Source organism: Acinetobacter sp. ANC 4216 (assembly GCF_004331195.1).
Classification (GTDB): Bacteria; Pseudomonadota; Gammaproteobacteria; order Pseudomonadales; family Moraxellaceae; genus Acinetobacter; species Acinetobacter kookii.
The window spans coordinates 12,083-37,647 of sequence record NZ_SJOC01000018.1 but is presented as its reverse complement, the minus strand read 5'-3'; the positions used below and the strand labels follow the sequence as shown (position 1 = coordinate 37,647).

The window sequence follows — 25,565 nt, the reverse complement described above, 5'->3', positions numbered from 1 at the left end:
GTAAAAAACCATGCTGATTTGGGGTGTTCACTATATGTAAAGTACGCCCATCTGGCTGCTGGCTAAAATCAGGTTGAGTCTTTGAAATCGCAGCATTGTCAGTGCAATGTGAACTTAAAGTTTTTTAAAATGAACAGGGTTAATGCTATGATAGGCAGGAATCGTAGCGGAGCGATGACCCAGGTGCAAATTTCACATAAAACTTTTCGGAACATTGGATTAATAGGGCGTCCAGATAAATCCTCCGTCGTGGAAACTTTAAGTCTTATTCATGACCATCTTTTAAGTTTAGGTTTACATCCTGTTTTTGATTCGGAAACAGCAGCCTTAGTCCCTTATAGCAATACGCAAACGGTAAGCCGCAGTTTACTGGGTGAAGTGGTTGATCTGGTTATTGTGGTGGGCGGTGATGGTTCTTTACTGCATGCTGCACGTGCCCTGGTGAGACACAATACCCCAGTTATTGGGGTAAACCGTGGTCGTCTGGGTTTTTTAACCGATATCAAGCCGACCGAGGTTATTTTTAAGCTGGACCAGGTACTTAAAGGCGAGTTTCAGCTTGACCGCCGCTTTTTGCTGGAAATGGAAATCCGCTCCAAGGGCGAAAGCATTTATGATGCGATTGCCTTGAATGATGTGGTTCTGCATTCAGGAAAATCGGTGCATATGATTGACTTTGAACTGAATATTGATGGTCAATATGTCTATCGTCAGCATAGTGACGGTTTGATTGTTTCAACGCCTACCGGTTCTACGGCATATGCGCTTTCTGGTGGTGGTCCGATTGTTCATCCGAGTATGGATGCCATTTCTTTGGTGCCGATGCACCCACATACCTTGTCTTCACGCCCGATTGTGGTTGGTGGACATAGTGAAATCAAGATTATCATTCGTGAAAACCGTGTATTGCCGATGGTCAGTGCCGATGGTCAGCACAGCGTTTCACTCAGTGTCGGGGATAGTTTGCATATCCGCAAACATCCATTTAAATTGAATCTCCTTCATCCACCTGGTTATGATTTCTATATTGCTTGTCGTACCAAGCTGGGCTGGAACCAAGATTTTGACTCTTTTCAACAGCAGGATTAAATGATGAATATTGAACAAATGCTGGCCGTACTAGATCCTGAAATTGTTGCGCGTTTAAAGACAGCAGTGGAAATTGGTAAATGGCCAAATGGCGTAGCGCTGACCACAGAGCAACGTCAAATCTGTATGCAGGCGGTGTATGCCTGGGAAATGAAAAACTTGCCTGAAACTGAGCGTAGTGGCTATATTGACCGCGGTACCAAAGAAGAAGATGAACACTGCGATTCCCATGATCCAAAGCAGGATGAAGAGTTTAAGCCTATTCGTTTTGTTTAAATATTTATTTGCAATAAAAAAGACACTGCGGTGTCTTTTTTTATATCTTAATTTTTTGAAGGGTACGACGGTGTCTTACCGATAAATCTCAATTTATATAGAAGCTCATCCTGTTACTTTGGATAAGCCCTGAGAAGTATTCCTTCGTAAGGCCAAAGTCATCTTGCGAACACTTGAAACATGTTTCAAGTGTTCTCATCGCAAAACTCGTTCGATACTATTATTAGATGAATGTTTCGCAGAACCATTTTTATCAAATGAAGTCTAGCCTCGAACAATTGCGAATGGCTTTATCACGTATCATTTATTCTGCATCAAATTAGATTTTAGACTTGCGATTTACCCAAAGTTCCTTGGCTTTTAACATCGCCTCTTCATAAGAAGCACACGCGCCCATCGTGTATAAAGCAATTCCCATGGTTTCCGTTACTGCAACTTCACCATACTCATGATGCTGTTTGCCTTCCCATACGGCTTTAAATACAGCCAAGTCCAGTTCTTCTTCAACAGGACTACGGTTATCGGTTAGTTTAGGGAGTTCATGCTCGTACAGCTCACCATTTTTAATTCCGCAGATTAAGGTTTTGGCATCCGGATTCCGTTCAAATTCACCGCCTTCACCTTTAATTACCGCACTATTTCGATAGCCCAGTTTAAAGGCTGCCTGTTGGTGAGAGCTACGATAAGCAGGATGGAAAATCGCCTGCATGGTGGCTTTGGCATTAAATGGATTAATTAAACGGGCAAGGGTATGGATGGGAGAACGCAAACCCATCACATTCCGCAGTGAGATCAAATCACTCAAAATAGGTGAAATTGCTTGCAAGGGCAGATAGGCAAAATTGCGTTGCTGTAACTGCTGTTCCACATCGCTGTCATTCTGGCAGATCGGATAGCTTAAATATTCCAGGACCTGTTCAGTATAAAGGCGGTTAATGGTATGTCCGGACGCACCATGCATGACCACCTTGTAGCCATGTTGGGCTAAGGTAAGAGCTGCCAGTAAGAACCAGGGATAATGCTTACGCTTGCCGGCATAAGATGACCAGTCCAAGTCTACATCCAGGGTCCTGAAATTGAGCTGGTCACGGGTGGCCTGGACAAAACCGGCCAGTTCATCGACAGATTCTTCTTTAACACGAAGTAGCATCAGGAAAGCGCCCAACTGCACATCAAGCACTTCATCTTTTAGGATCATGCTGAATGCCTGATAGGCTTCGTCAAAAGTCAGCGAACGGGCACCGTTTTTTCCTTTGCCTATAATACGGACATATTGTGCAAAAGGATGTTCAAAGTCTTTATAGATATTTCTTTTGGTTTGCATAAGCTGAGTTTTCTGGGCGATAAAAATAAGTGTAATGCTATTTTATAAAGGCAAAAAAATTATTTCAGCTTAATTTATATAAAAGTGTTTTAGTGGTCTTCGACTAATGTTTAATAATTTGTGATGATATTTTAGCCAAAATTAACAATGCCACCTGCATAAGCTTTTAAAAATCAGGTAAAATTTAAACAATTGATATAATTTTTTAATTGTTCTTATCATCTCCCAATTTAACCATTTAAATTTTTGATAAATTTTAATGGTGTTCTGATGGTAATCACTTTTTTATAAATTTCTATATATTCCAGTATCTTAGGTCGCTGAATACTTTTAATTTTCTTGGGTGTGATTGCCTGGAGATTAAGGGCAGTGTATTCGTAAGAATAGGCTAAAACTGAATATTTCTAGTTTTGGAAATATCTGAAGAAGTAATGTTATGGCTAAGAAACCAATCTATAAGTCGCTGTATTTTCAAGTCGTCGTTGCCATTATTTTAGGTGTGATTGTTGGGCATTTTTACCCAAGTTCATCTGTAATCGTGGACGGCGTTAAGCAAAGTGTTCCCGGCTTGGGCGAACAATTAAAACCATTAGGTGACGCTTTCATCAAGCTGATCAAAATGATTATTGCCCCCGTGATTTTCTGTACTGTGGTCAGCGGTATCGCAGGTATGGAAAGCATGAAATCTGTGGGTAAAACAGGTGGTATTGCACTGCTTTATTTTGAGGTGGTCTCTACACTGGCGTTAATTATCGGTTTGCTGGTGATTAATATTGCCAAACCGGGTGTAGGAATGAACATTGATCCTGCATCTTTAGATACTTCAGGTATCACCAAGTATGTGGAATCGGGTGCTTCACAGTCGACCGTTGATTTCTTTATGAATATCATCCCGAATACGGTGGTAGGTGCCTTTGCAGAAGGTGAAATTCTTCAGGTCCTTTTATTTGCATTGCTGTTTGGTTTTGCGTTACATAAATTGGGCGATGCAGGTAAACCCGTCCTTAAACTCATCGATCAAATTTCGCATGTGTTCTTTAACATCGTAAACATGATCATGAAACTTGCGCCGATTGGTGCGTTCGGTGCGATGGCATTTACAATTGGTAAGTATGGTATTGGTTCACTGGCTCAGCTCGCTCAACTCATCATCTGTTTTTATATTACCTGTTTGCTGTTCATCTTTATTGTATTGGGTAGTATCGCGCGTTTCTGCGGTTTCAGCATCCTGAAAATGATCCGCATGATTCGTGAAGAGTTATTGATTGTACTGGGTACATCTTCTTCTGAATCCGTACTTCCTCGTATGTTGAAGAAACTGGAAATTGCCGGGTGTGAAAAATCGGTCGTGGGTCTGGTAATTCCTACCGGTTATTCATTTAATCTGGATGGTACTTCCATCTATTTAACCATGGCCGCAATCTTCATTGCACAGGCAACCAATACTCAGCTTGATTTAACACATGAAATTACGCTTTTAGCAGTGTTGTTAATTTCTTCTAAAGGTGCGGCAGGTGTAACAGGTTCTGGCTTTATTGTTATGGCGGCAACATTGTCTGCTGTGGGTCATATTCCTGTAGCTGGTCTGGCCCTGATTCTGGGTATTGACCGCTTCATGTCAGAAGCACGTGCCTTGACCAATCTGGTCGGTAACTCATTGGCGACCATTGTGGTTGCGAAATGGGTCGGTCAATTAGATACAGCTCAATTAAATGCAGCATTAAACAACCCGGAAATGGTTGACCAGAAAATGCTGGATGAAACGAATCAAACCCATGCTTAATCGGTTTTGATGCTAAAAAGGAAGCTTCGGCTTCCTTTTTATTGACCTTGGAGTCATAAAAGAAGACTGTCATAACGCATGACAGCATCCAATAAAATGAATAGGATGGGAAGCTAGAACAGATAACAATGACGAAATACAAGGACGCTATATGTTGGCTTATGATGCTGATTTAGAATTATTCCGTGACAACTTCAGACGCTTTTTGAATGAGCATATTGCACCGCATTATGAACAGTGGGAACAGCAAGGCATTATGCCGCGTGAAATCTGGAATTTACTGGGCGAAAATGGCTTCTTGTGTGTGGATGTGCCTGAAGAATATGGCGGTTATGGCGTACCAACCCATTATTCATTAATGCTGGTAGAAGAATCGGCACGTGCCGGATTTAGCGCACTATCCACCGGTATTTCCTGCCACTCTGAAATTGCGGCACCTTATATTTTGCATATAGGGACAGAAGAGCAAAAGCGGTACTGGTTGCCAAAAATGGTGGCTGGTGAAGTGGTGGGTGCGATTGGCATGACGGAGCCGGGTGCCGGTTCCGATTTGCAGGCAATGCGTACCAATGCCATCTTGCAGGGAGATTACTACTTGCTCAATGGTTCCAAAACCTTTATCTCCAATGGTCAACATGCTGACCTGGTGGTGCTGGCAGCTAAAACTGATCCGCAAGCACGCGCAAAAGGCGTGTCTTTATTGCTTTTGGATACACATCTGGAAGGGTTTAAAAAAGGCACCAACCTCAACAAAATTGGTTTGCATTCACAAGATACTTCCGAACTGTTCTTCGATAACATCAAGGTGCCTAAAGAGCAGCTGCTGGGACAGGCAGGACAGGGTTTTGCCTATTTAATGCAGGAATTGCCACGGGAACGTACTGCCATTGCTGCAACGGCGATTGGCGCCATTCGCGGTTCAATTGATGTCACCATTGCTTATGTCAAAGAGCGTCAGGCTTTTGGTCAGCACATCAGCCAGTTCCAGAATACCCGTTTTGTTCTGGCGCAGGCAAAAATAGAGGAACAGGCGACGGCTGCTTTTTATAACCAGAACGTTGAATTATATATGCAGGGTAAACTGGATGTTGAAACTGCCGCAGCTTTAAAAAGTTTTGCCACCGACATGCAGATGAAAATAGCGGATAAGCTGTTACAGCTGTTTGGTGGCTATGGCTATATGACGGAATATCCAATTTCACGGTTCTTTGTAGATGCCCGTATTCAGCGAATTTACGGTGGAACCAATGAAATTATGAAAGAGATTGTAGCGCGTAGTTTATTGGGGCGTTAATTCATGATTAAGACGCTACAATAAAAACAGAGCGGAATAAATAGAACGGCACCCTAAAGGCTGGACCCTGGGTCTGACTTTGCGGGGTGCTTTTTTATTGATTTAAAACCATGAGACTTTCTTCAATAAACGCAGGCAAATCATCGGGTGAGCGTGATGAGATATACAGATTGTTATCATTGACCACACCGACATCATAATAGACCGCGCCGGCATTAATCAGATCCTTGGCAACCGTTTTAATAGTGGTCATCAAGCGGCCTTTTACGACTTTGGCCGTAATCAGGAGCTGCGGACCATGACAAATGCTCAAAATGGGTTTTTCTGCATGAGCAAAATTACGCACAAAATTCACGAAACGGTCATCGCCACGAAGCCGGTCGGGAGAATACCCTCCAGGAATGAGCAAGGCATCAAAATCATGCACTGTGACATCATCTATACTTTGGTCAATGGTGATGGCCGATTTCCGTTTATGGCTATAGACAATATTGCCTGCTTTGGTTTCGATATTTAAAACACTATGACGTGCAGCGCGAAAGGCTTGCACGGGTTCTGAATATTCAGCATCTTCAAAATCATGGGTCACTAAAACGGCGATTCTTTTGGACATTGTTGTTCTCCGAATTGCTTTGTTAACAGACTATAAATTAATCATTAAGCTATTGTGATGGAGTTTGGTAAATAACTCTTGAATATGCGAAAGTCCCTATGGATAAAGCTTTGGCGCTATTTTTAACTATTTGTAAGGGTTAAAAAATTAAGTAAAAAACTTTTGTTTCTGTATGTGTCAAAAGCTGGCAGACAGCATTTTTCAGATGGCGAGTATGCGGTCAGCTAGACTTCATGGCATTTTCTCCTGTGATACAAGGCAAGACTGGGCGGCTTGGTTGGGAGCTATAAATGTTTTGATGGGCGCTTGAATATATTTATCTGGAATACTACACAAAGTCATTTTCGGCATTTCAGGTTTATGGGCCGGAACCGCTTTAATCAAACCTGCTCAGTATTAAGCGTTTTTAACGATGATCTTATTTGCAAATACCGATAAATTTATTCCATGAAATGACATAAAATCGCTAGCCATTTTGCTGAATTATAAATGTACAGCTGTGCTGTCATTTTTAGCGAACTGGCAAAAGCTCATCAATTTTAAATACTCAGGGCAAAACATGAGGAATAAAATTGCTGATTAAATCAACTGTATGTTTTTAAGACTGAATCAATCAAAGTCTTATTGCGTAACATTTGAAAGCTAACTATTGTTATACTGTTTGCATAACGTTTTTGAAGGGCAACATAACAATGATCAACGACGATCAAAACACGACGACTTCTCTTGACCTTGCTCAAATCCGTGAGGATATTGATTCTGTAGATCAACAGATTCAACAGCTTATTAACCGACGTGCCAGATTGGCCGAAGCGGTGGCAAAAGCAAAGTTTGCAGCTGAAGAGAATCCATTGTTTTACCGTCCTGAACGTGAAGCACAAGTTTTGCGCAATGTTATGCAGCGTAACGAAGGGCCCTTATCTGATGTGACCATGGCACGTTTGTTCCGTGAAATCATGTCTGCCTGTCTGGCATTGGAAGCGCCACAAAGCATTGCTTTCCTGGGTCCAGTCGGTACCTATACCCATTCAGCAGTATTGAAACATTTTGGTCAGGATGCCATTGTTCACCCACTTCCTACCATTGATGAAGTGTTCCGTGAAGTAGAAGCGGGTGGTGCACATTATGGTCTGGTGCCGGTCGAAAATTCATCTGAAGGTGTGGTGAACCATACTTTAGACTGTTTTAAATCTTCGCACCTAAATGTGATTGGTGAAGTGGAACTGCGCATTCATCACCAGTTCCTGGTGTCATCCAATACCCGTAAAGACAGCATTAAACAGATTTATGCCCATCAGCAAACCTTGGCGCAATGCCGAAAATGGTTAGATGCCCATTATCCGGGCGTTGAACGTGTTGCCCTTAGTTCCAATGCCGAAGCGGCACGCCGTATTCGCAATGAATGGCATTCCGCAGCGATTGCATCAGAAGTGGCTGCCAATCTTTATGAGCTGGAAATCCTGCACAGCAATATTGAAGACAATCCGGAAAACACCACCCGTTTCCTGGTGATTGGCCGTGAAAAAGTGCCGCCAAGTGGCAATGACAAAACTTCATTGCTGATCTCTGCGCATGACCGTGCCGGTGCCTTGCTGGAAATCCTGGCGCCATTTGCCAAACACAACATTAGTCTCACCAGTATTGAAACCCGTCCTGCATTGCCTGAAAAATGGGCCTATGTATTCTTTATTGACCTCGAAGGCCATATCGAGCAAGAAAATGTCAAAGCGGCCATTGAGGAAATTCGTCCTTTGGTCAAAGAAATTCGTGTATTGGGTTCTTATCCGATTGCAGTTTTATAAATCACTCTGGTGATCGGCCTGATTTTTTAATTTTAGGCTGATCTCTTTTATCACTTGAAATAGCGGAAGAGTAACATGTCGTTTGTCCCTGCCAATGAAGGCATCTCAAAGTTAAAGCCTTATCAACCAGGTAAACCTATTAGTGAACTTGAGCGTGAGTTAGGGATTACTGATATTGTCAAATTAGCCTCAAATGAAAACCCGTTGGGTTGTTCTGACAAAGTCAAACAGGCTGTGGCAGCTGAATTGGCAGAAATTGGCCGCTATCCAGATGGTGGTGGTTTTATTTTAAAAGACCAGATTCAGGCACAATTCGGTGTGACCGCTGACCGTATTACTTTGGGTAATGGTTCAAACGACTTGCTGGAAATGTTTGCTCGCGCATTCGTTTCAGAGAAAGACTCGGTGATTTATAGCCAGCATGCTTTTGCCGTGTATGCTTTGGTGACTCAAGCCATTAATGCAGAAGCCATTGAAGTGCCGGCCAAAGGTTTTGCTCACGATCTGGATGCAATGGCAGCAGCAATTAAAGACAATACCAAATTAGTCTTTATTGCCAATCCAAATAACCCGACCGGAACCTGGTTTGAAGAAGCTGAATTTGAAGCCTTCATGCAAAAAGTGCCGGCAAATGTGATTGTCGTTCTGGACGAAGCGTATGTGGAATATTTCCCGGAAAACTTCAACAGCCTGAAATTCTTGGAACAATATCCAAACATTATTGTCAGCCGTACCTTGTCTAAATGCTATGGTCTGGCTGCACTGCGTGTTGGTTTTGCCTTGGCATCGGTTGAAGTGACAGATTACCTGAACCGTATTCGCCAGCCGTTTAACGTTAACCATCTTGCTATGGTGGCTGCGGTTGCCGCACTGAAAGACGAAGACTTTATCGAGCAATCGCGTATTGTCAATAAAGCAGGCATGAAGCAGCTGGAACAGGGCTTTGAGGCACTAGGCTTAAACTATGTACCTTCACGTGCCAACTTTATTTTGGTCGATGTACAGACTGATCCTGCGCAAACCTTCAATGCCTTGTTAAAAGAAGGCGTGATTGTACGTCCTGTGGGTATTGCAAATCATCTGCGTGTATCGATTGGTACGGAAGCGGAAAATGCGAAGTTCCTGACAGCACTGGCGAAAGTACTCGATTTAGCGCCTGATGCGGTAGAGGAAAAAGCTTAAGCCATGTCTCAGCCACTGTTTGAAAAAGTTGCCTTTATTGGACTTGGGCTGATTGGCTCAAGTCTGGCGCGTGTCATCATTGCTGAAAAACTGGCAAAACAGATTGTTGCCTCTACACGTTCACAAAAAACGCTGGAAGATGCAAAGGCGCTTGGACTGATTCAAGAGGGCTATAGCAATCCTGTAGACGCAGTGCAAGGTGCAGATCTGGTGGTTTTGGCTTTGCCTGTGCGTGCGACACAAAAGGTGTTAGAAACCATCAAGCCTTATCTGTCAGAGAACACCATCATTACCGATGTAGGCAGTACCAAAGGCAATGTGGTGGATGCAGCCAAAGCCGTATATGGTGAGAACCTGCCGGCAGGTTTTGTTCCGGGTCATCCGATTGCGGGTGCCGAACATACTGGCGTGCATGCAGGTAAGGTCGATTTGTTTGCCAATCACAAAGTCATTTTGACACCGTTACCAAGCAGTGGTGACTGGGCTGTGGATAAACTGGTTCAACTGTGGCAAGCTGCCAAGGCAGAAGTGATTTGCATGGATGTAGACAAGCACGATGAAGTGTTGGCACATACCAGCCATCTTCCGCATTTGATGGCATTTAACCTGGTTGAGCAGCTGGCCAACCGAGAAGATAATCTGGATATTTTCCGTTATGCCGCTGGTGGCTTCCGTGATTTCTCTAGAATCGCGGCGAGTGATCCGCAAATGTGGCATGACATCTTTTTTGCCAATAAAAAAGCAATTTTAAATGCAGTGGATGGTTTTGAGCAGCAACTGGCTCAAATTCGCAAACTCATTGAAACTGAAGATTCACAGGCATTGATGGGACTGCTTGGGCATGCTCAAGCTGCTCGACAACACTTCAATCATATGCTCGCTAAAAAACCTTTGATGGAGAACGATAAAGTGACACAACAATTTACCATTTTGCCGGGTGATAAGACATTTAAAGGTAAATTTACCGTGCCAGGTGACAAATCTGTGTCACACCGCTCCATCATGTTTGGTGCGATTGCTGAAGGCACGACCCATGTCACCGGTTTCCTGGAAGGTGAAGATGCCTTGGCAACTTTACAAGCCTTTCGCGATATGGGCGTGAGCATTGAAGGGCCTAAAAATGGTGAAGTGACCATTCATGGCGTAGGCATGCATGGCTTGAAAGCACCTGCAAGTGCCTTATACATGGGCAACTCGGGGACTTCCATGCGTTTGCTTTCCGGTATGCTCTGTGCCCAGAAGTTTGATTCAGTCATGACCGGTGATGCATCCTTGTCAAAGCGTCCAATGGAGCGTATTGCCAAACCGCTTCGTGAAATGGGTGCGCAAATTCAAACCACAGGTGAGCGTGGTACGCCACCGGTATCTATTACTGGTAATCAGGCACTTAAAGGAATTCACTACGACTTGCCAATGGCTTCGGCTCAGGTGAAATCAGGGATTTTACTGGCTGGACTCTGGGCAGAAGGTGAAACTGTAGTCACTGAACCGGAACCGACCCGTGACCACTCGGAACGTATGCTGCGTGCTTTTGGTTATGAGGTGAAAACTGAAGGCAACCGTATTTCCCTGCAAGGTGGCGGCAAATTGGTGGGTACTGACATTCAGGTTCCATCCGATATTTCATCTGCTGCATTCTTTATGGTGGGTGCTGCCATTACTGAAGGTTCCGATGTCACTTTGGAAGCGGTAGGGATTAACCCAACGCGTACAGGTGTGATTGAAATCCTGAAACAGATGGGTGCAGATTTAACGGTTGAAAATGAACGTATTGCAGGCGGTGAACCGATTGCCGACATTCGTATTCGCGGTACGCGCACCTTAAAAGGTATTCATATGCCGGAAGATCAGGTGCCATTGGCGATTGATGAATTCCCGGCTTTATTTATTGCCGCTGCCTGTGCAGAGGGTCAAACCATTTTGACAGGTGCTGCCGAGCTTCGCGTAAAAGAATCCGACCGTATTCAGGTGATGGCAGATGGCTTGAAAACCATGGGCATTGACTGCACGCCAACCGATGATGGCATCATCATTGAAGGTAAGGGTAAGTCTGGTGACTGGTCTGCAATTTTCACAGGCGGTGAAATTGAATCGCATCATGATCACCGTATTGCCATGAGTTTTTCCATGGCGGGCTTGCGAACTTCCGGCGAAATTAAAATTGTCGGTACTGAAACTGTAGCAACCAGTTTCCCAACCTTCACTGAATTGGCTAACCAGGCAGGTCTGGCGATTCAGGTCAGTGAATAATTAGTCTAATTTTGTGTATTTGTTAAATAACAGCTAAGCTTTTGCTTGGCTGTTTTGCTTTTATTGCTTATGCTAAAACCATACAACAAGAAAGCCTTTGGATACACAGATGAGAAAATTACAATTTACTGCAAACTGTGAAAAGCATAGTCATGTGTCACAGCAACCGAATGACTGTCATGTAACTCAGGAATATGTTGCGGACTTATTGTCTAAAGAACTGGGTCAATACGGTTTTCAGACCTTGTCACAAAGTGGTGATCAGGTTGCGGTAAGTGTAGACAATCAATCCTTGCCATTATCGGTCACCTGCCAGAGTCGTGATGCAGAAGGGCACCTGGTCTGTGAGATTACTTCTTACCCAGCTGAAGATCAGGATTGGCTAGACCGTATTACGGAACAGAGTTTATTGAATCAATTGGCCCAAGCCGTAGAAAACACCTTAAAAGAAGATGAATCTTTTAGCGGTTTTACATGGAAAGGTTAAATATTTATTTTGACCACATGGATAAACCAAGAGGAGGGCTAAGCCTCCTCTTTTATTTGAAGCCATGCAGAAACCCTATATAAATGGATGCTCTATGCTGTTATTGTGAGTTTATTCATCTACAAGAAAACGGGAGATAGCCACCCGTAATTGCTTTAAATATCCAGTAAAAAAATGATTCGCGCCGGGCAAGATGGTGAGTAAATGTCGCTGTGGTTTGGCCCATTCAATCAAGTCGGACAACAAGGTCACTTCGTCAGCTTCACCATGCAGGAACAGAATATCTCCTTTAATCTGTGGGGTGACGTAATGACGCACACCTGCAACTGTCGCAGTAGGTAGTCCACATAAAATCAACTGTTTGGGTTTAATTTCATCGGGCAAGGCATGAAAACACTTTGCCATGACATGGGCACCAAAGCTAAAGCCACCCGCATAAAAAGGCAGGCTAATATGCTTGCAGCGAATCTGTTGAATAATTTCTAGAATATCATCGGTTTCGCCATGGCCTTTATCGTGCTCACCCGTACTCTGGCCAGAACCACGAAAACTCGGGCGATAAACCATACAGCCACGCTCAAGAAACATCTGCGCAAGCAGCTCTGGAACTTTATGCTGGGGCGTTCCGCCTTGTAAGGGGTGAGGATGACATACAAGCGCGAATCCTTTCACTTCACCCTGTGGATAATCAACAAAAACTTCCAGCTGACCTGCAGGACCCTGAAGGAAAATTTGTTCGGACATGTAAAACCGACTCATGACAGAAGAATCGGTTATTTTAGCGCTAAGACCCAGTAAAAACACACATTGGCAATAACACAACGCTACTGTTATAGTCTGTTTAATTGTTTTTTGAACAGGTTATTCATGCTCGCCTTAATTTCTCCTGCCAAGACTTTAGATTACGAATCTGTACTTCCAACCGATGCACATACACTGCCAAGATTGCTGAAACATTCACAAGAACTTATAAATGTGAGTCGTCATCTTTCTGCGACCGAGATTGCCAATTTAATGAGTGTGAGTGAAAAAATCGCCAATTTAAATGTCGAGCGCTTTAATGACTGGCAACAGGAATTCAATTTTTCTAATGCACGGCAGGCTTTATTTGCCTTTAAAGGGGATGTGTATACCGGACTGGATGCCTATGCGCTGAATGATCAGCATATTGCATATGCACAGCAGCATTTGCGTATGCTGTCCGGACTGTATGGCCTGTTACGTCCTCTGGATTTGATGATGCCTTATCGCCTGGAAATGGGAACCAAGCTCAAAAATCCACGTGGTCAGCATCTTTATGATTTTTGGGACAATATCATTACCGATTTGATTAACCAGGATTTAGCCGAGGTGCATTCAGATCTATTGGTGAATCTTGCTTCGGATGAATATTACAAGTCAGTCAAACCAGGCAAAATTAAAGCCGAGATCATTAAGCCGGTTTTTCTGGACCAGAAAAATGGCAAATACAAGGTGATTAGTTTTTATGCAAAAAAAGCACGTGGATTAATGGCACGTTTTATCATTGAAAACCAGGCAAAACGTGCTGAGGACTTAAAATCATTTAATATGGATGGTTACTATTTTGATGCGGACAGTTCGCTAAAAGGTGAGCTGGTCTTTAAGCGTGACGAGCAGCAAGCCGCTTAAATGAGAGAATAACGAGGTAAAAATCCCGATAAATTTCGGGATTTTTATTGCTCAAAAATAAACAGGATTTTGAAATATTTTATCATTATATTTTAGTGTGCGTTTGTTAACATCATGAGAAATGATGAACAATAAAAAATTATGATGAAAAAATTATTAGTTCCCACCCTTATTTTTGCTGTGGTTTTACTGGGATATGGGGTTTATCACGACAATCAAATGAAAAAAAGACAGGAAATGGATCAATTGATTCAGGATGCTCATCAATCTTTGAAAACTGTAGAAGCGAATCCAAATAATATGGTTCTAGAACCGCTAGAAACTGAAAAAATCTCTTCTGCAGGGCCTTTACATGTGAAATCTAGCCAGTTTTAGCACTCGGATTTTTACTATAGGTTTGAAAAATATTGTTATCTTATTGAATATTAATTCAAAATAAATTTTAAAAACAATAAAAAGCATTGTGTTATAATTTGCCAAGATTTTAATTGAATCATTATATTTATATTGTAAGTATTTGATTTATTTTATCTATGTAGGCTGCATAAAAGTTATGCGGCTTTTTTGTTTACAATTTTTGTGATCCGGTTGTATCGAACCGAATAAAAAATTGTACAAAATAATTGTTTTTAAAAGGAAATTTTTAAATATCCGTTGCCTGGCATCTATAAACTTAATGGTGATTTGAGAAACGGATCATTAATTTTGTAGCGTGCTGACGGCATAAAGTTTACTTACAGGGGTAAAGTCATGACGACTCCTAATCCATCTTCAGAGCATATGCTTGAACGCTTATTTAAGCTGAGTGAAAACAAAACCAGTTTTCGCACAGAAGTTCTTGCAGGTGTAACCACTTTCTTAACCATGTGTTACATCATTATTGTCAATCCAATGATTTTATCCGAAACCGGCATGGATCATGGGGCTGTCTTTGTTGCAACCTGTCTCGCAGCCGCAATTGGCTGTCTGGTTATGGGACTGATTGCGAATTATCCAATTGCACTTGCGCCTGGTATGGGCCTGAATGCTTACTTTACCTATTCTGTGTGTATGGGCATGGGTGTACCTTGGCAAACTGCACTGGCTGCTGTATTTGTCTCGGGTCTGGTATTTATTGCAATCAGTATGTTTAAAATCCGTGAAGCCATTGTCAATGCTATTCCCATGTCGCTGAAATTTGCGATAGGCGGGGGGATTGGCTTATTCCTGGCACTGATTGCATTAAAGAATTCAGGCATTATTGTCGACAATCCTGCTACTCTTGTCGGCTTGGGTGACTTGAAACAACCGACGGTATTACTGACCTTGCTGGGTTTCCTGATGATTGTGGTGATGCATCACTTTAAAGTCCGTGGGGCAATCATTATCAGTATTCTGGTGATTACCGCGATTGCTACGGCAATGGGACTGAACGAGTTTAAAGGTGTTGTAGGGGCCATTCCATCGATTGCTCCAACTTTCCTGCAAATGGACTTTGAAGGCTTGTTCACAGCCAGCCTGATTGGTGTCATCTTTGTATTTTTCCTGGTCGACCTGTTTGACTCGACGGGTACGCTGGTGGGGGTTTCACATCGTGCGGGCCTGTTAAAAGATGGCAAATTACCACGTTTGAAAAAAGCACTGTTTGCTGACTCGACCGCAATTGTGGCGGGTGCGGCATTGGGTACTTCATCAACTACGCCTTATATCGAATCGTCTGCGGGCGTTGCGGCTGGTGGCCGTACCGGTTTGACTGCTGTGGTTGTTGCCGTGTTGTTCGTGCTGTGCTTATTCCTGGCACCTTTGGCGCAATCGGTTCCAGGTTTTGCTACTGCACCTGCATTATTATTTGTAGGTGTGTTAATGATTCAGGGCATCGTCAACATTGAATGGGATGATATTACTGAAGCTGTTCCTGCTTTTTTAACCATCGTATGCATGCCATTTACCTATTCAATTGCCGATGGTATCGCGATGGGCTTTATTAGCTACGCATTAATCAAGCTCTTCACAGGTAAAGCGAAAACTGTGCCTTATATGGTCTGGATTGTTGCGGCACTTTGGGCATTGAAATTTGCTGTATTTGGCGGCTAATTCACCCCATTTAGAATAGGGTGTAAACTCGGGTTGCACCCTTTTTTATTTTTGAAAAATTTTATAAGGATAAGATATGAATCAACTTGAGCTTATTCAAGCCCTGCCAAAGGCAGAGTTACACGTCCATATTGAAGGGACTTTCGAGCCTGAGCTGATGTTCGAGATTGCTCAACGCAATCATATTGATATTCCGTATAAATCTGTTGAGGAAGTGAAACAGGCTTATAACTTTCATAACCTGCAATCTTTTTTGGATATTTATTATGCAGGTGCGAATGTCCTGATCCATGAGCAGGATTTCTATGATCTGGCCTGGGCATATTTTGAAAAATGTGCTGAAGACCATGTGGTTCATACCGAAATGTTCTTCGATCCGCAGACTCATACCGATCGTGGCATTGCTTTTGCAACGGTGATTCAGGGCTTAAAACGTGCCTGTGATGATGCACAAAGCAAATTGGGTATCAGCTCGCATTTGATCATGTGTTTCTTGCGTCATTTAAGTGAAGAAGCGGCATTTAAAACCTTAGAGCAGGCTTTACCTTTTAAAGAGCAAATTATTGCGGTGGGACTGGACTCGAGTGAAGTTGGACATCCGCCATCTAAGTTTGAACGTGTATTTGCCAAAGCGCGAGAAGAAGGCTTTTTGGTGGTGGCACATGCTGGCGAAGAAGGTCCGGCTGAATATGTCTGGGAAGCACTGGATTTGCTGAAAGTGAACCGGATTGACCATGGTGTGCGTTCTGAAGAAGATCCGAAGCTGATGCAGCGTTTGATTGCAGAGAAAATGCCTTTAACCGTATGTCCTTTAAGTAATTTAAAACTCTGTGTGGTAGATGATATGGTTCAGCACAATATCCGCCGTTTATTGCAACAGGGCGTGCATGTAACAGTTAATTCAGATGATCCTTCCTATTTTGGGGGGTATATGAATGATAATTTCATTGCAATTACCAAAGCTTTAGACCTGTCAAATGATGAGCTGAAGCAGTTAGCTAAAAATTCGTTTGAAGCCTCCTTTATTCCTGCTGCTGAAAAGCAGAAATGGGCGAAGCAAATTGATGCTTTAGCATAATTGAGCATCTTGACATATGTTTCTGATTCAGCGGATTCATGTATGGGGCTGCTGAATAATCACGGGTTAAATATTAGGGGCAAATGTGAAAAAGAGTTTTTGCTGGCTATTTGCTGTCGCTTTACTGGCTGGTTCTGTACCGGTTTTTGCAACGGATAAAAATTCTACTTTTACCCAGAAGATGTTGAAACCGGTGATCGAGCAAGGTTGTAAAAGTGAATTAAATGCTTCAAAAGTCTGGCAATCCGCAGCCTTGTTCATGAGTTCAGGGCAGCAAACTACAGCACAAAAACAAATTTGTGGTTGCGTTGGTGAGCATGCATTGCAGGATATCTCGGCCAAAGAACTGGCTATGGCATCGATGAGTGAATCTGCAAAGAATAGTCTGATTAAACAGGCGGTGATCAATAGCGTAAAAGGCTGTGCCCAAGACGCTTTGAAATAGCTTGTCGCGATAAATTGAACAATAAAAAGCCGCATCAGTAATACACCAGTGCGGCTTTTTTATGGCAACAACATTGATTATTTTGCTTGTCGGGTCATGCTGCGCAAGATGTTATCTTTATCAATGAAATGATGTTTTAATGCCGCGGCAATATGACCGATGACAAGTAAGCCTGCAAACCAGGACAAATAAATGTGTACAGGTTTCACGATGGCTAAAAGATCAGGATCATCCTGAACCAAACGTGGAATTTCGAATAAATATAATACAGGTGCCGGATGTCCCGCACTCCAGCTAAATAGACAGCCGGTAATCGGTAAGGCAAGTAACATGAGATATAAAGCGAAATGGCCCAGATGTGCAAAAGTTTTCATGAGCGGTGACATGCTGTCGGGTAGCGCTGGAACAGGGTGGGTATAGCGCCAGAATATACGAATCATAACCAGAAAAATAATGGTGGTGGCGATGTTCTTATGTAAGGTAATGACCTGACCTTTAAAGCTGCCATCGACCTCATAACTTAGAAAATTTCCACTATAAAAGCCAATGCACCATGCCGCAATAAAAATAGCAGCCATGAGCCAATGCAGCATTTGTGCCGTACGCGTATAGTATTGTGAGGTATTTTTCATGTTATACCCATGTATCCATATATCATTCTTAAGTCTGGGTATGCTAATCAAAAAGCCCATATTTGAAAATGATGGATATGGAACGAAGCGTGTGCTTCTTGCAACACTGAGTGTATGCAGGTTTTTTAAGCAGATCATCCGAGTGTGGAAAATTCAATTGAAATATAGATTTCTTCCTGAGAAAAGTTTCGGCAAAATATGCTCAACAGATTTTAGACTCAAGGATTAAACTGTGAAAAAAATAATTGCTGTCCTGGTACCTCTTGCTTTGGCTTTAACTGCTTGTGTGGGAACGAATACCACAACCGGCACAGCGCCTACAACACAATCGGCAACTCAACAACTTGGTATGACTGCAATTAAAATTGCAATTAATGCAAAATGTACCACCGAGTTGAATACTATGCCGGCATGGCAAAATGCAACAAAATTAATGACCGCAACTCAAAAGCAAAATATTCAGACTGAAATTTGTGGTTGTGTCAGTGAAAAAGCACCGCAAAACGTAACAGCAGTCGATTTGGCGACAGCTGCAATTGACCCGGCTGCGCGTAATACTATTGTTTCAAATGCAGTGACTAAAACCATTAATGCTTGTGTTGCAGAAGCGGTGAACTAATACCGATTAAATTCATGTTAAAATTAAAGAGGCTGATGTTATTCAGCCTCTTTTTTTTGTAGGTAAAGCATTGATGAAAATTGCGGGTGTAGATGAAGCGGGGCGTGGGCCTCTAGTGGGTTCGGTGGTTGCGGCTGCAGTTATTTTAGATCCCAATAATCCGATAGCAGGTTTAAATGATTCTAAAAAACTCACTGAAAAAAAGCGTGAAAAATTATTCATAGAAATTCAGGAGAAAGCCTTGGCTTGGGCCATTGCTGAAGCCAGCCATGAAGAAATAGACCAGATCAATATTCTACAGGCCTCTTTATTGGCTATGCGCCGTGCTGTAGAGGCTTTGCAGCTTCAGCCAGAACATGTACTGGTTGATGGCAATAAAGTTCCACAAGGCTTAAGCATGAGCTGTGATGCGGTGGTCGGTGGGGATGCGCTGCATGCAGAAATTTCAGCGGCCAGTATTTTGGCAAAAGTGACACGTGACCGTGAGATGGTGGTGCTGGATCAGCAATATCCGCATTTTGGTTTTGCCAAACATAAGGGTTATCCAACCAAAGCCCATTTTGAGGCGATTGCTGAGCATGGCGTGATTGATCAGCATCGTCGTAGTTATGCACCGGTTAAAAAGGCGTTGGCCTTGCTGGAAAAAAAATAAGCAGCAGATAAATTTAAAGCGGCTATATAGCCGCTTTATATTAGAACAACCTTTAACGGTTTAACGATTAAAGTCGTTCTGGGTATTTTGTGGGAAATTATCTTCTTCAAAAGAAGGTTGATAATCCTGATCTAGGTGCTGCAGATGTTCATGCATAGCGCGTTCATGTTGAATTCGTTGGTAAATTTCTTCACGATGAACGGATACTTCTTTTGGAGCATTTACGCCAATACGAACCTGATTACCTTTTACGCCAAGCACAGTGACACTGACTTGGTCCCCAATCATTAATGTTTCACCGACACGTCGGGTTAGAATCAGCATGTTTATCTCCTTGCAAAACGCTAAACGTGCAATTGATTTTAAAAGTTAAAAACACAACCTTAGTACCATAGAAATATTATCAGAACGCTCTGTCAAAAAGTTGACACAAAATAATTCTGTTAATATTTTCAAAATCCTCGGTTACAAATATAACAGAGCCACTATAAAAAAAACTATAGTGGCTCTGTTCTTTTTGTAGTATTTCGCAAATTCTGTCCAACAATGACCAGATTTGTTACTTTACATATTTAAGCACGTGCGCTTGATTCACCAGATTCACGGTCTAAACCGAAAGCAGTGTGAAGAGTACGCACAGCAAGCTCTAAATAATTTTCTTCAATGATCACTGAAATTTTAATTTCTGAAGTTGAAATCATTAGGATGTTGATGCCTTCTTCAGCTAGAGCAGTAAACATTTTGCTTGCCACGCCAGCATGTGAGCGCATACCTACACCCACGATCGATACTTTAACGATGTCTGAACGGGTCGCAACTTCACGTGCACCAATTTCTTTCGCAGTTTGCTCCAGAATTGCTTTTGCTTTAGCAAACTCGCCACGGTTGACCGTGAAAGTGAAGTCGGTGGTACCGTCTTCTTCCACATTCTGGATGATCATGTCGACTTCAATATTCGCTGCACCGATTGGTGCCAGGATTTTGGATGCAATACCAGGCAGGTCAGGCACGCCCAAGATAGTCAATTTTGCTTCGTCACGGTTAAACGCGATACCAGAGATAATTGGCTGTTCCATGTTGTCTTCCAATTCAGTAGTAATAAGAGTTCCGACGTTGTTTTTGAAGTCTTCGTCAAATGCGCCATCATCGTCGTTATCGAAGCTTGATAATACGCGTAAAGGCACTTGGTATTTTCCAGCAAATTCAACTGAACGGATTTGCAGGACTTTCGAACCAAGTGATGCCATTTCCAGCATTTCTTCAAAAGAAATACGATCAACTTTTTTCGCTTTTGGTGCAACGCGCGGGTCAGTGGTATAAACACCATCTACGTCTGTATAAATCTGGCATTCATCTGCTTTAAGTGCAGCTGCAAGTGCCACGCCAGAGGTATCTGAACCACCACGACCTAAAGTTGTGGTGTTGCCCAATTCATCAAAGCCCTGGAAACCGGCAACTACAAGTACGCGGCCTGCATCCAGGTTTTCAGTGAGTACGTCAGTATCAATAGACTCAATGCGGGCTTTATTAAATGCGCTGTCGGTTTTAATGCCAACCTGGCGGCCAGTCAGTGATTTTGCTTCTACTCCAATCGAGTTAAGCGCCATCGCTAACATAGAAATCGTAACCTGTTCACCCGTAGACACCATCTGGTCTAATTCGCGTGGATCAGGGGTTTCGGTAATGGCCTTCGCTAAAGCAAGCAGGCGATTGGTTTCGCCACTCATTGCCGATACCACCACCACCACCTTGTGGCCGTGGTCATGCCAGCGCTTTACACGACGAGCAACATTTAAAATGCGCTCGGGAGTACCCATAGAGGTACCGCCATATTTTTGAACGATTAATGCCATAGTTGTTCCATATAAACCATGACCCTGATTTTCCGGTCAGGGTCAGTTACACAAAAGGTGAAGTTTTATTTTGCTTCAAGCCAAGCAGTCAAATCTGCCATCACTGTCGCAAACTTCTCGTTAAGTGGCGCGCCACCTTGTGCCAAGTCAGGTTTGCCACCACCTTTACCACCCAGCTCGGTTGCCAAGTGTTTGATGATGTCACCTGCTTTAATGTTTGCAGTAAAGTCTTTTGCTACAGAAGCGAGAAGGCTGACCTTATCACCTTCTACAGCCGCAAGTACAATCACTGCATTGTCTAATTTAGATTTTACACCATCGTGCAGGTTGCGAAGCGATTTCGCATCCATGTTTTGCACAGTGGTAATCAATGTTTGACGACCAGCCACAGTTTGAACTTGGCTTAAAAGTTCAGCTGCCTGGAAGTTTGCCAATTTCTGGTTGAGCTGTTCAATCTGTTTTTGCAGGCTGGATGCTGTATCTGCCAGCGCTTCAACTTTCTCAATGGTTTGTTCTTTTTGTGCTTTTAACAGACCGTTGATGGTGTTGATATCACGGTCGGCTTTTTGAACCACTTCAACCGCTTTTGTGCCCGTTACCGCTTCGATACGACGTACACCTGCCGCTACACCACCTTCAGAAGTGATTTTAAACAGACCGATGTCACCGGTACGTTTCACGTGAATACCGCCACACAGTTCGATCGAGAAGTTTTTATCTTCAATGATTGAACCCATGGAAAGTACACGAACTTCATCGCCATATTTTTCACCGAACAGCATCATTGCACCTTTTGCTTTGGCAGATTCGATGTCGAGAAGCTCGGTAGAAACGGCGGTGTTGGCAATCACTTCACGGTTAACAAGACGCTCAACTTCCTGCAGTTGTTCGAATGAAACAGGTTGGTCATTGGCAAAGTCAAAACGTAAAATGTCAGATGCAACCAGTGAACCTTTTTGCTGTACATGAGAACCCAACACTTGACGAAGGGCAGCATGCAACAGGTGTGTTGCAGAGTGGTTGCGTGCAGTTGCTTCACGGATGTCTGCTTTAACAATTGCTTCAACAGATTGAGCGGCTTTTAAGCTACCCATAGTCACGATACCTTGGTGTACGAATGCACCACCAGATTTCTTGGTATCCTGAACTTCGAAGATGCCGGTATCGTTTTTGAAGATACCTGTATCGCCAATCTGACCGCCGCTTTCTGCATAGAAAGGTGTCTGGTTCAATACGATCAGTGCTTCATCGCCTTCAACCACTTCGTCAACCTGTTCGCCATCTTTATAGATTGCAACAATCTGGCCTTGAGCTTGAGTGGCTTTATAACCTTCGAACTGGGTTTCACCTTCAACTTTTACAATGCTGTTGTAGTCGATGGCGAATTTACCTGCATCACGTGCACGTTGACGTTGTGCTGCCATTTCAACTTCAAAGCCGGCTTCATCAATCGTGAGGTCGCGTTCACGTGCGATGTCAGCGGTTAAGTCAGTCGGGAAGCCGTAAGTATCATAAAGTCTGAAAACGGTTTCGCCTGGAATCACAGAACCTTTCAGTTGAGCCAATTCGCCTTCAAGCAATTTCAGACCTTGCTCTAAAGTTTTCGCGAATTGTTCTTCTTCTTTCAATAATTGTGCTTCGATACGTGCCTGGTTAGCCGCAAGTTCAGGGTATGCGGCACCCATTGCTTCGATTAAAGGTTGCAACATTTTGTGGAAGAATGAACCTGTTGCACCTAACTTGTTACCGTGACGCACTGCACGACGGATGATGCGACGCAGCACATAACCACGGCCTTCATTCGACGGGTTTACGCCATCTGCAATCAGGAAGCAGCATGAACGGGCATGGTCGGCAACCACTTTAAGGGAAGCAGGATAGTCAACAGGTTTGTTTGCTGCTTTTGCGGCAGCTTCAATTTCAGTGGTATCGAGGCCAATGATTTCAGCCGCAGCTTTTAACAAGTGCTGGAACAGGTCAATTTCGTAGTTTGAGTTAACGTGTTGCAATACCGCAGAAATACGTTCCAAGCCCATGCCAGTATCTACAGATGGTGCTGGAAGAGGGTGGAGCACGCCATCCGCAGTACGGTTGAACTGCATGAATACGTTGTTCCAGATCTCGATGAAACGGTCGCCATCTTCTTCAGGTGTGCCTGGCAGGCCACCCCAAATATGATCGCCATGGTCAAAGAAGATTTCAGAACAAGGACCACAAGGACCGGTATCACCCATTGCCCAGAAGTTGTCCGATGCGTATTGACCGCCTTTGTTGTCGCCAATACGGATGATGCGAGATGCATCTAAACCAATTTCTTTGTTCCAGATGTCGAAAGCTTCGTCATCGGTATGGTAAACAGTGGCATAGAGTTTGTCTTTTGGTAAGCCTAACCATTTCTCATTGGTCAAAAAATCCCAGGCAAATTTGATTGCATCACGCTTGAAATAATCACCAAAAGAGAAGTTGCCTAACATTTCAAAGAATGTGTGGTGACGTGCGGTATAACCGACGTTGTCCAGGTCGTTGTGTTTACCGCCAGCGCGTACACATTTTTGTGATGACACTGCACGTACATAATCACGTTTTTCAAGACCCAGGAAGCAGTCTTTAAACTGGTTCATCCCAGCGTTGGTGAACAATAATGTTGGGTCGTTGGCAGGAACCAGAGAACTCGACGCGACACGTGTATGCCCTTGCGATTCAAAATAGCTTAAAAAAGCTTCGCGAATTTCAGCTGATGTCATAAAACGAGTACTCACAACCAAGTCACTCCATAAATCTTGTATTTGGCTAATAGCACGTCAAGCAAGTCTTACTTTTATAAAGCTGGCTTGAGATACTGGCTTAAAATTTTAAAACGCTAAAGTATAACGGAAAAAGCCGCATGCACCAATCACTTTAAGGCGAATTAATCACAATTCTATTTAAGCGGTATTTGGCTTTCTGGCCTTCAATTGATCAGCCGAATTCTGCTTTAGGTATAGGATATAAAATAAATGAAAAGTGAAGTAAATATTTTGATGCGGTCTTCTCTGAATAAATTTTGAGGCAAAATAAGCTTAAAAGCAGCAGGCTGAAACCCTTGCAGCGAGATTTTTCATGCATAGAACAGCATAAATGGTATCGGTATCTGGTTAAAATCCATTAACATAGAGCTGTGTTTACATCTACCCAAGAGTTAAGGATATCTGATGCAACGAGTAGCCATTAATGGTTTCGGGCGAATTGGTCGCAATGTATTACGGGCTTGGTTTGAAAATCCTAAGGATTTTCATTTTGATATCGTGGCCATTAACGATATTGCAGATGTAGAAACACTGGTGCATTTATTTAAATACGACACCACCCATGGCCGCTTTAAGGGCAAGGTTGAAGTGCTTTTACAGGATGAACAGATTTTTTTGCACATTTCTGCAGGTCTGGCGCAATTAAAAGTACAGGTCTTTGGTCAGCAACAGCCTGAAAGCCTGCCTTGGAAGGACTTAAATATTGATGTGGTGCTGGAATGTACCGGTTTATTCCGTTCGCGTGCAGCAGCCACAGGGCATATTCACGCAGGGGCAAAACGCGTCATTATTGGTGCTGCACCCTTTGATACGGTGGATGTGGCCATTGTGTATGGGGTCAACCATCACGAAGTCAAAGCCACAGACCAGATCATTTCCAGTGTATCCTGCACCACGCAGGCCTTGGTGCCTTTGGTTAAAATTATTGATGATGCTTTTGGCATTGATACCGCACTGATGACAGAAATTCATGCAGTGACGGCAGATCAGTCGGTGCTGGATCATGCCCACCGCGATTTACGCCGTGCCCGTGCTTCGGGACATAACATTATTCCAACCACATCTTCGGCGCTGGGGGCATTAAAACGGGTGATGCCAAAAATGGCAGAGCGTATAGATGGCTATTCCATACGCGTACCGACCATTAATGTAGCTGCCATTGACCTCACTTTTGTTGCGCAGTCGCATGTCACAGCACATAAAATCAATGAGATCCTGATCAAGTCGGCACGTCAGGATTATGCGGAAATTATGGATGTTACCGATGAACCGGTGGTTTCCTCAGACTTTAATCATTCGCCTTATTCACTCATCGTGGATTTAAGCCAAACCATGGTGGTGGGACATCAGGCCAAAGTCTTTGCCTGGTATGACAATGAATGGGGCTATGCGAATCGCTTGCTGGACCTCTGCGAATCCTTTACCCATAAATAGTGGGCCTTGTTTAAAAGAGAGTGCAAGATGGATTTTTCATCTTGCTTACTTTTGAAAGACATGGGGTTTTATAGCGTATGGGGTAAATAATGCGACCTGTAACTCAATTATTATCAATTTGTTCGAATGGTTTGTTAATTCTTGAGTAAAGATGCAGGTTTCAGTAGGATGAATAGGCTGCCATGAAGTTACATTTTATTTGATGATTTAGCAGTGGCAGTGAATTGCCGACCCGAAGTCGAC

23 protein-coding genes are annotated in these 25,565 nt (G+C 43.2%); 16 read left to right on the top strand and 7 right to left on the bottom strand.

The genetic code is table 11. The annotated features are described in order from the left end of the window. Positions 1-147: 147 nt before the first annotated feature. Both E0H88_RS13945 and E0H88_RS13940 read left to right on the top strand, forming a co-directional pair. Positions 148-1,089 carry an NAD(+) kinase gene (locus tag E0H88_RS13945; protein WP_131274617.1) on the top strand — a complete coding sequence of 314 codons (942 nt, stop codon included), beginning with the start codon at positions 148-150 and terminating at the stop codon, positions 1,087-1,089. Between the two features lie 3 nt (positions 1,090-1,092). Next, positions 1,093-1,365 (top strand): YeaC family protein, encoded by a 273-nt coding sequence (locus tag E0H88_RS13940; RefSeq protein WP_092818954.1) that lies wholly within the window; start codon positions 1,093-1,095, stop codon positions 1,363-1,365. Between the two features lie 319 nt (positions 1,366-1,684). On the opposite strand, the gene E0H88_RS13935 is transcribed toward E0H88_RS13940, so the two are convergent. Continuing rightward, the gene (locus E0H88_RS13935; protein WP_131274616.1) at positions 1,685-2,689 is read right to left on the bottom strand and encodes a glycosyl transferase family protein; all 1,005 of its coding nucleotides are present in this window, start codon (positions 2,687-2,689) and stop codon (positions 1,685-1,687) included. Positions 2,690-3,125: 436 nt separating this feature from the next. Between E0H88_RS13935 and E0H88_RS13930 the strand changes: the two genes are divergently transcribed. Continuing rightward, positions 3,126-4,472 (top strand): dicarboxylate/amino acid:cation symporter, encoded by a 1,347-nt coding sequence (locus E0H88_RS13930; RefSeq protein WP_131274615.1) that lies wholly within the window; start codon positions 3,126-3,128, stop codon positions 4,470-4,472. A 151-nt stretch (positions 4,473-4,623) separates the two neighbouring features. After that, positions 4,624-5,766, top strand: a complete 1,143-nt coding sequence (locus tag E0H88_RS13925; protein WP_131274614.1) for an acyl-CoA dehydrogenase family protein — start codon at positions 4,624-4,626, stop codon at positions 5,764-5,766. 94 nt (positions 5,767-5,860) lie between these two features. Here E0H88_RS13925 and E0H88_RS13920 read toward each other — a convergent pair whose 3' ends face one another. Then, positions 5,861-6,379, bottom strand: a complete 519-nt coding sequence (locus E0H88_RS13920) for a type 1 glutamine amidotransferase domain-containing protein (RefSeq protein ID WP_092818506.1) — start codon at positions 6,377-6,379, stop codon at positions 5,861-5,863. A 692-nt stretch (positions 6,380-7,071) separates the two neighbouring features. On the opposite strand from E0H88_RS13920, the gene pheA reads away from it, so the two are divergent. The 4 genes from pheA to E0H88_RS13900 all read left to right on the top strand — a co-directional run bounded on the left by pheA (position 7,072) and on the right by E0H88_RS13900 (position 12,100). Beyond that, on the top strand, positions 7,072-8,181 hold the full coding sequence (gene pheA / locus E0H88_RS13915; protein WP_092818505.1) for a prephenate dehydratase: 1,110 nt from the start codon (positions 7,072-7,074) through the stop codon (positions 8,179-8,181). Positions 8,182-8,256: 75 nt separating this feature from the next. Further along, the gene (hisC, locus tag E0H88_RS13910; protein ID WP_131274613.1) at positions 8,257-9,363 is read left to right on the top strand and encodes a histidinol-phosphate transaminase; all 1,107 of its coding nucleotides are present in this window, start codon (positions 8,257-8,259) and stop codon (positions 9,361-9,363) included. Positions 9,364-9,366: 3 nt separating this feature from the next. Further along, positions 9,367-11,613 (top strand): bifunctional prephenate dehydrogenase/3-phosphoshikimate 1-carboxyvinyltransferase, encoded by a 2,247-nt coding sequence (locus tag E0H88_RS13905; protein ID WP_131274612.1) that lies wholly within the window; start codon positions 9,367-9,369, stop codon positions 11,611-11,613. Positions 11,614-11,722: 109 nt separating this feature from the next. Then, positions 11,723-12,100 (top strand): hypothetical protein, encoded by a 378-nt coding sequence (locus tag E0H88_RS13900; protein ID WP_092818502.1) that lies wholly within the window; start codon positions 11,723-11,725, stop codon positions 12,098-12,100. Between the two features lie 111 nt (positions 12,101-12,211). On the opposite strand, the gene E0H88_RS13895 is transcribed toward E0H88_RS13900, so the two are convergent. Further along, positions 12,212-12,844 (bottom strand): alpha/beta hydrolase, encoded by a 633-nt coding sequence (locus E0H88_RS13895; RefSeq protein ID WP_131274611.1) that lies wholly within the window; start codon positions 12,842-12,844, stop codon positions 12,212-12,214. Positions 12,845-12,967: 123 nt separating this feature from the next. On the opposite strand from E0H88_RS13895, the gene yaaA reads away from it, so the two are divergent. The 5 genes from yaaA to E0H88_RS13870 all read left to right on the top strand — a co-directional run bounded on the left by yaaA (position 12,968) and on the right by E0H88_RS13870 (position 17,346). Further along, a complete protein-coding gene (gene yaaA, locus E0H88_RS13890) occupies positions 12,968-13,750 on the top strand; it encodes a peroxide stress protein YaaA (RefSeq protein ID WP_131274610.1) in 783 nt (260 codons plus the stop codon). A 144-nt stretch (positions 13,751-13,894) separates the two neighbouring features. After that, positions 13,895-14,125 carry a hypothetical protein gene (locus E0H88_RS13885; RefSeq protein WP_131274609.1) on the top strand — a complete coding sequence of 77 codons (231 nt, stop codon included), beginning with the start codon at positions 13,895-13,897 and terminating at the stop codon, positions 14,123-14,125. 375 nt (positions 14,126-14,500) lie between these two features. Continuing rightward, positions 14,501-15,823: an NCS2 family permease gene (locus E0H88_RS13880; RefSeq protein WP_092818498.1), complete on the top strand. Its 1,323-nt coding sequence runs from the start codon at positions 14,501-14,503 to the stop codon at positions 15,821-15,823. A gap of 76 nt (positions 15,824-15,899) precedes the next feature. Continuing rightward, the gene (locus E0H88_RS13875) at positions 15,900-16,901 is read left to right on the top strand and encodes an adenosine deaminase (RefSeq protein WP_131274608.1); all 1,002 of its coding nucleotides are present in this window, start codon (positions 15,900-15,902) and stop codon (positions 16,899-16,901) included. Positions 16,902-16,986: 85 nt separating this feature from the next. Next, positions 16,987-17,346 (top strand): hypothetical protein, encoded by a 360-nt coding sequence (locus E0H88_RS13870; protein WP_252152030.1) that lies wholly within the window; start codon positions 16,987-16,989, stop codon positions 17,344-17,346. A 77-nt stretch (positions 17,347-17,423) separates the two neighbouring features. Here the strand turns inward: E0H88_RS13870 and E0H88_RS13865 are convergent, their stop codons facing one another. Beyond that, on the bottom strand, positions 17,424-17,978 hold the full coding sequence (locus E0H88_RS13865) for a cytochrome b (protein ID WP_131274607.1): 555 nt from the start codon (positions 17,976-17,978) through the stop codon (positions 17,424-17,426). A gap of 232 nt (positions 17,979-18,210) precedes the next feature. On the opposite strand from E0H88_RS13865, the gene E0H88_RS13860 reads away from it, so the two are divergent. Then, on the top strand, positions 18,211-18,597 hold the full coding sequence (locus E0H88_RS13860) for a hypothetical protein (protein ID WP_131274606.1): 387 nt from the start codon (positions 18,211-18,213) through the stop codon (positions 18,595-18,597). Positions 18,598-18,670: 73 nt separating this feature from the next. After that, positions 18,671-19,249, top strand: coding sequence for a ribonuclease HII (gene rnhB, locus E0H88_RS13855; RefSeq protein ID WP_131274605.1), 579 nt, complete (start codon positions 18,671-18,673; stop codon positions 19,247-19,249). Between the two features lie 60 nt (positions 19,250-19,309). Here the strand turns inward: rnhB and csrA are convergent, their stop codons facing one another. From csrA to alaS, 3 genes are all read right to left on the bottom strand, one after another. Beyond that, entirely contained in the window at positions 19,310-19,573 is a 264-nt protein-coding gene (gene csrA / locus E0H88_RS13850; RefSeq protein WP_067723263.1) for a carbon storage regulator CsrA, read from the bottom strand. Between the two features lie 248 nt (positions 19,574-19,821). After that, positions 19,822-21,102 carry an aspartate kinase gene (locus E0H88_RS13845; RefSeq protein ID WP_092818491.1) on the bottom strand — a complete coding sequence of 427 codons (1,281 nt, stop codon included), beginning with the start codon at positions 21,100-21,102 and terminating at the stop codon, positions 19,822-19,824. Positions 21,103-21,167: 65 nt separating this feature from the next. Then, complete coding sequence (gene alaS / locus E0H88_RS13840) at positions 21,168-23,861, bottom strand: alanine--tRNA ligase (RefSeq protein ID WP_171259619.1); 2,694 nt, start codon at positions 23,859-23,861, stop codon at positions 21,168-21,170. Positions 23,862-24,293: 432 nt separating this feature from the next. On the opposite strand from alaS, the gene E0H88_RS13835 reads away from it, so the two are divergent. Further along, entirely contained in the window at positions 24,294-25,322 is a 1,029-nt protein-coding gene (locus E0H88_RS13835; RefSeq protein ID WP_131274604.1) for a type I glyceraldehyde-3-phosphate dehydrogenase, read from the top strand. Positions 25,323-25,565 lie beyond the last annotated feature (243 nt).

Excerpts from the sequence above, each read along its gene's own strand:
- E0H88_RS13945 (WP_131274617.1), top strand. The coding sequence starts at position 148 with ATGATAGGCAGGAATCGTAGCGGAGCGATGACCCAGGTGCAAATTTCA.
- E0H88_RS13940 (WP_092818954.1), top strand. The coding sequence starts at position 1,093 with ATGAATATTGAACAAATGCTGGCCGTACTAGATCCTGAAATTGTTGCG.
- E0H88_RS13935 (WP_131274616.1), bottom strand. The coding sequence starts at position 2,689 with ATGCAAACCAAAAGAAATATCTATAAAGACTTTGAACATCCTTTTGCA.
- E0H88_RS13930 (WP_131274615.1), top strand. The coding sequence starts at position 3,126 with ATGGCTAAGAAACCAATCTATAAGTCGCTGTATTTTCAAGTCGTCGTT.
- E0H88_RS13925 (WP_131274614.1), top strand. The coding sequence starts at position 4,624 with ATGTTGGCTTATGATGCTGATTTAGAATTATTCCGTGACAACTTCAGA.
- E0H88_RS13920 (WP_092818506.1), bottom strand. The coding sequence starts at position 6,379 with ATGTCCAAAAGAATCGCCGTTTTAGTGACCCATGATTTTGAAGATGCT.
- pheA (WP_092818505.1), top strand. The coding sequence starts at position 7,072 with ATGATCAACGACGATCAAAACACGACGACTTCTCTTGACCTTGCTCAA.
- hisC (WP_131274613.1), top strand. The coding sequence starts at position 8,257 with ATGTCGTTTGTCCCTGCCAATGAAGGCATCTCAAAGTTAAAGCCTTAT.
- E0H88_RS13905 (WP_131274612.1), top strand. The coding sequence starts at position 9,367 with ATGTCTCAGCCACTGTTTGAAAAAGTTGCCTTTATTGGACTTGGGCTG.
- E0H88_RS13900 (WP_092818502.1), top strand. The coding sequence starts at position 11,723 with ATGAGAAAATTACAATTTACTGCAAACTGTGAAAAGCATAGTCATGTG.
- E0H88_RS13895 (WP_131274611.1), bottom strand. The coding sequence starts at position 12,844 with ATGTCCGAACAAATTTTCCTTCAGGGTCCTGCAGGTCAGCTGGAAGTT.
- yaaA (WP_131274610.1), top strand. The coding sequence starts at position 12,968 with ATGCTCGCCTTAATTTCTCCTGCCAAGACTTTAGATTACGAATCTGTA.
- E0H88_RS13885 (WP_131274609.1), top strand. The coding sequence starts at position 13,895 with ATGAAAAAATTATTAGTTCCCACCCTTATTTTTGCTGTGGTTTTACTG.
- E0H88_RS13880 (WP_092818498.1), top strand. The coding sequence starts at position 14,501 with ATGACGACTCCTAATCCATCTTCAGAGCATATGCTTGAACGCTTATTT.
- E0H88_RS13875 (WP_131274608.1), top strand. The coding sequence starts at position 15,900 with ATGAATCAACTTGAGCTTATTCAAGCCCTGCCAAAGGCAGAGTTACAC.
- E0H88_RS13865 (WP_131274607.1), bottom strand. The coding sequence starts at position 17,978 with ATGAAAAATACCTCACAATACTATACGCGTACGGCACAAATGCTGCAT.
- rnhB (WP_131274605.1), top strand. The coding sequence starts at position 18,671 with ATGAAAATTGCGGGTGTAGATGAAGCGGGGCGTGGGCCTCTAGTGGGT.
- csrA (WP_067723263.1), bottom strand. The coding sequence starts at position 19,573 with ATGCTGATTCTAACCCGACGTGTCGGTGAAACATTAATGATTGGGGAC.
- E0H88_RS13845 (WP_092818491.1), bottom strand. The coding sequence starts at position 21,102 with ATGGCATTAATCGTTCAAAAATATGGCGGTACCTCTATGGGTACTCCC.
- E0H88_RS13835 (WP_131274604.1), top strand. The coding sequence starts at position 24,294 with ATGCAACGAGTAGCCATTAATGGTTTCGGGCGAATTGGTCGCAATGTA.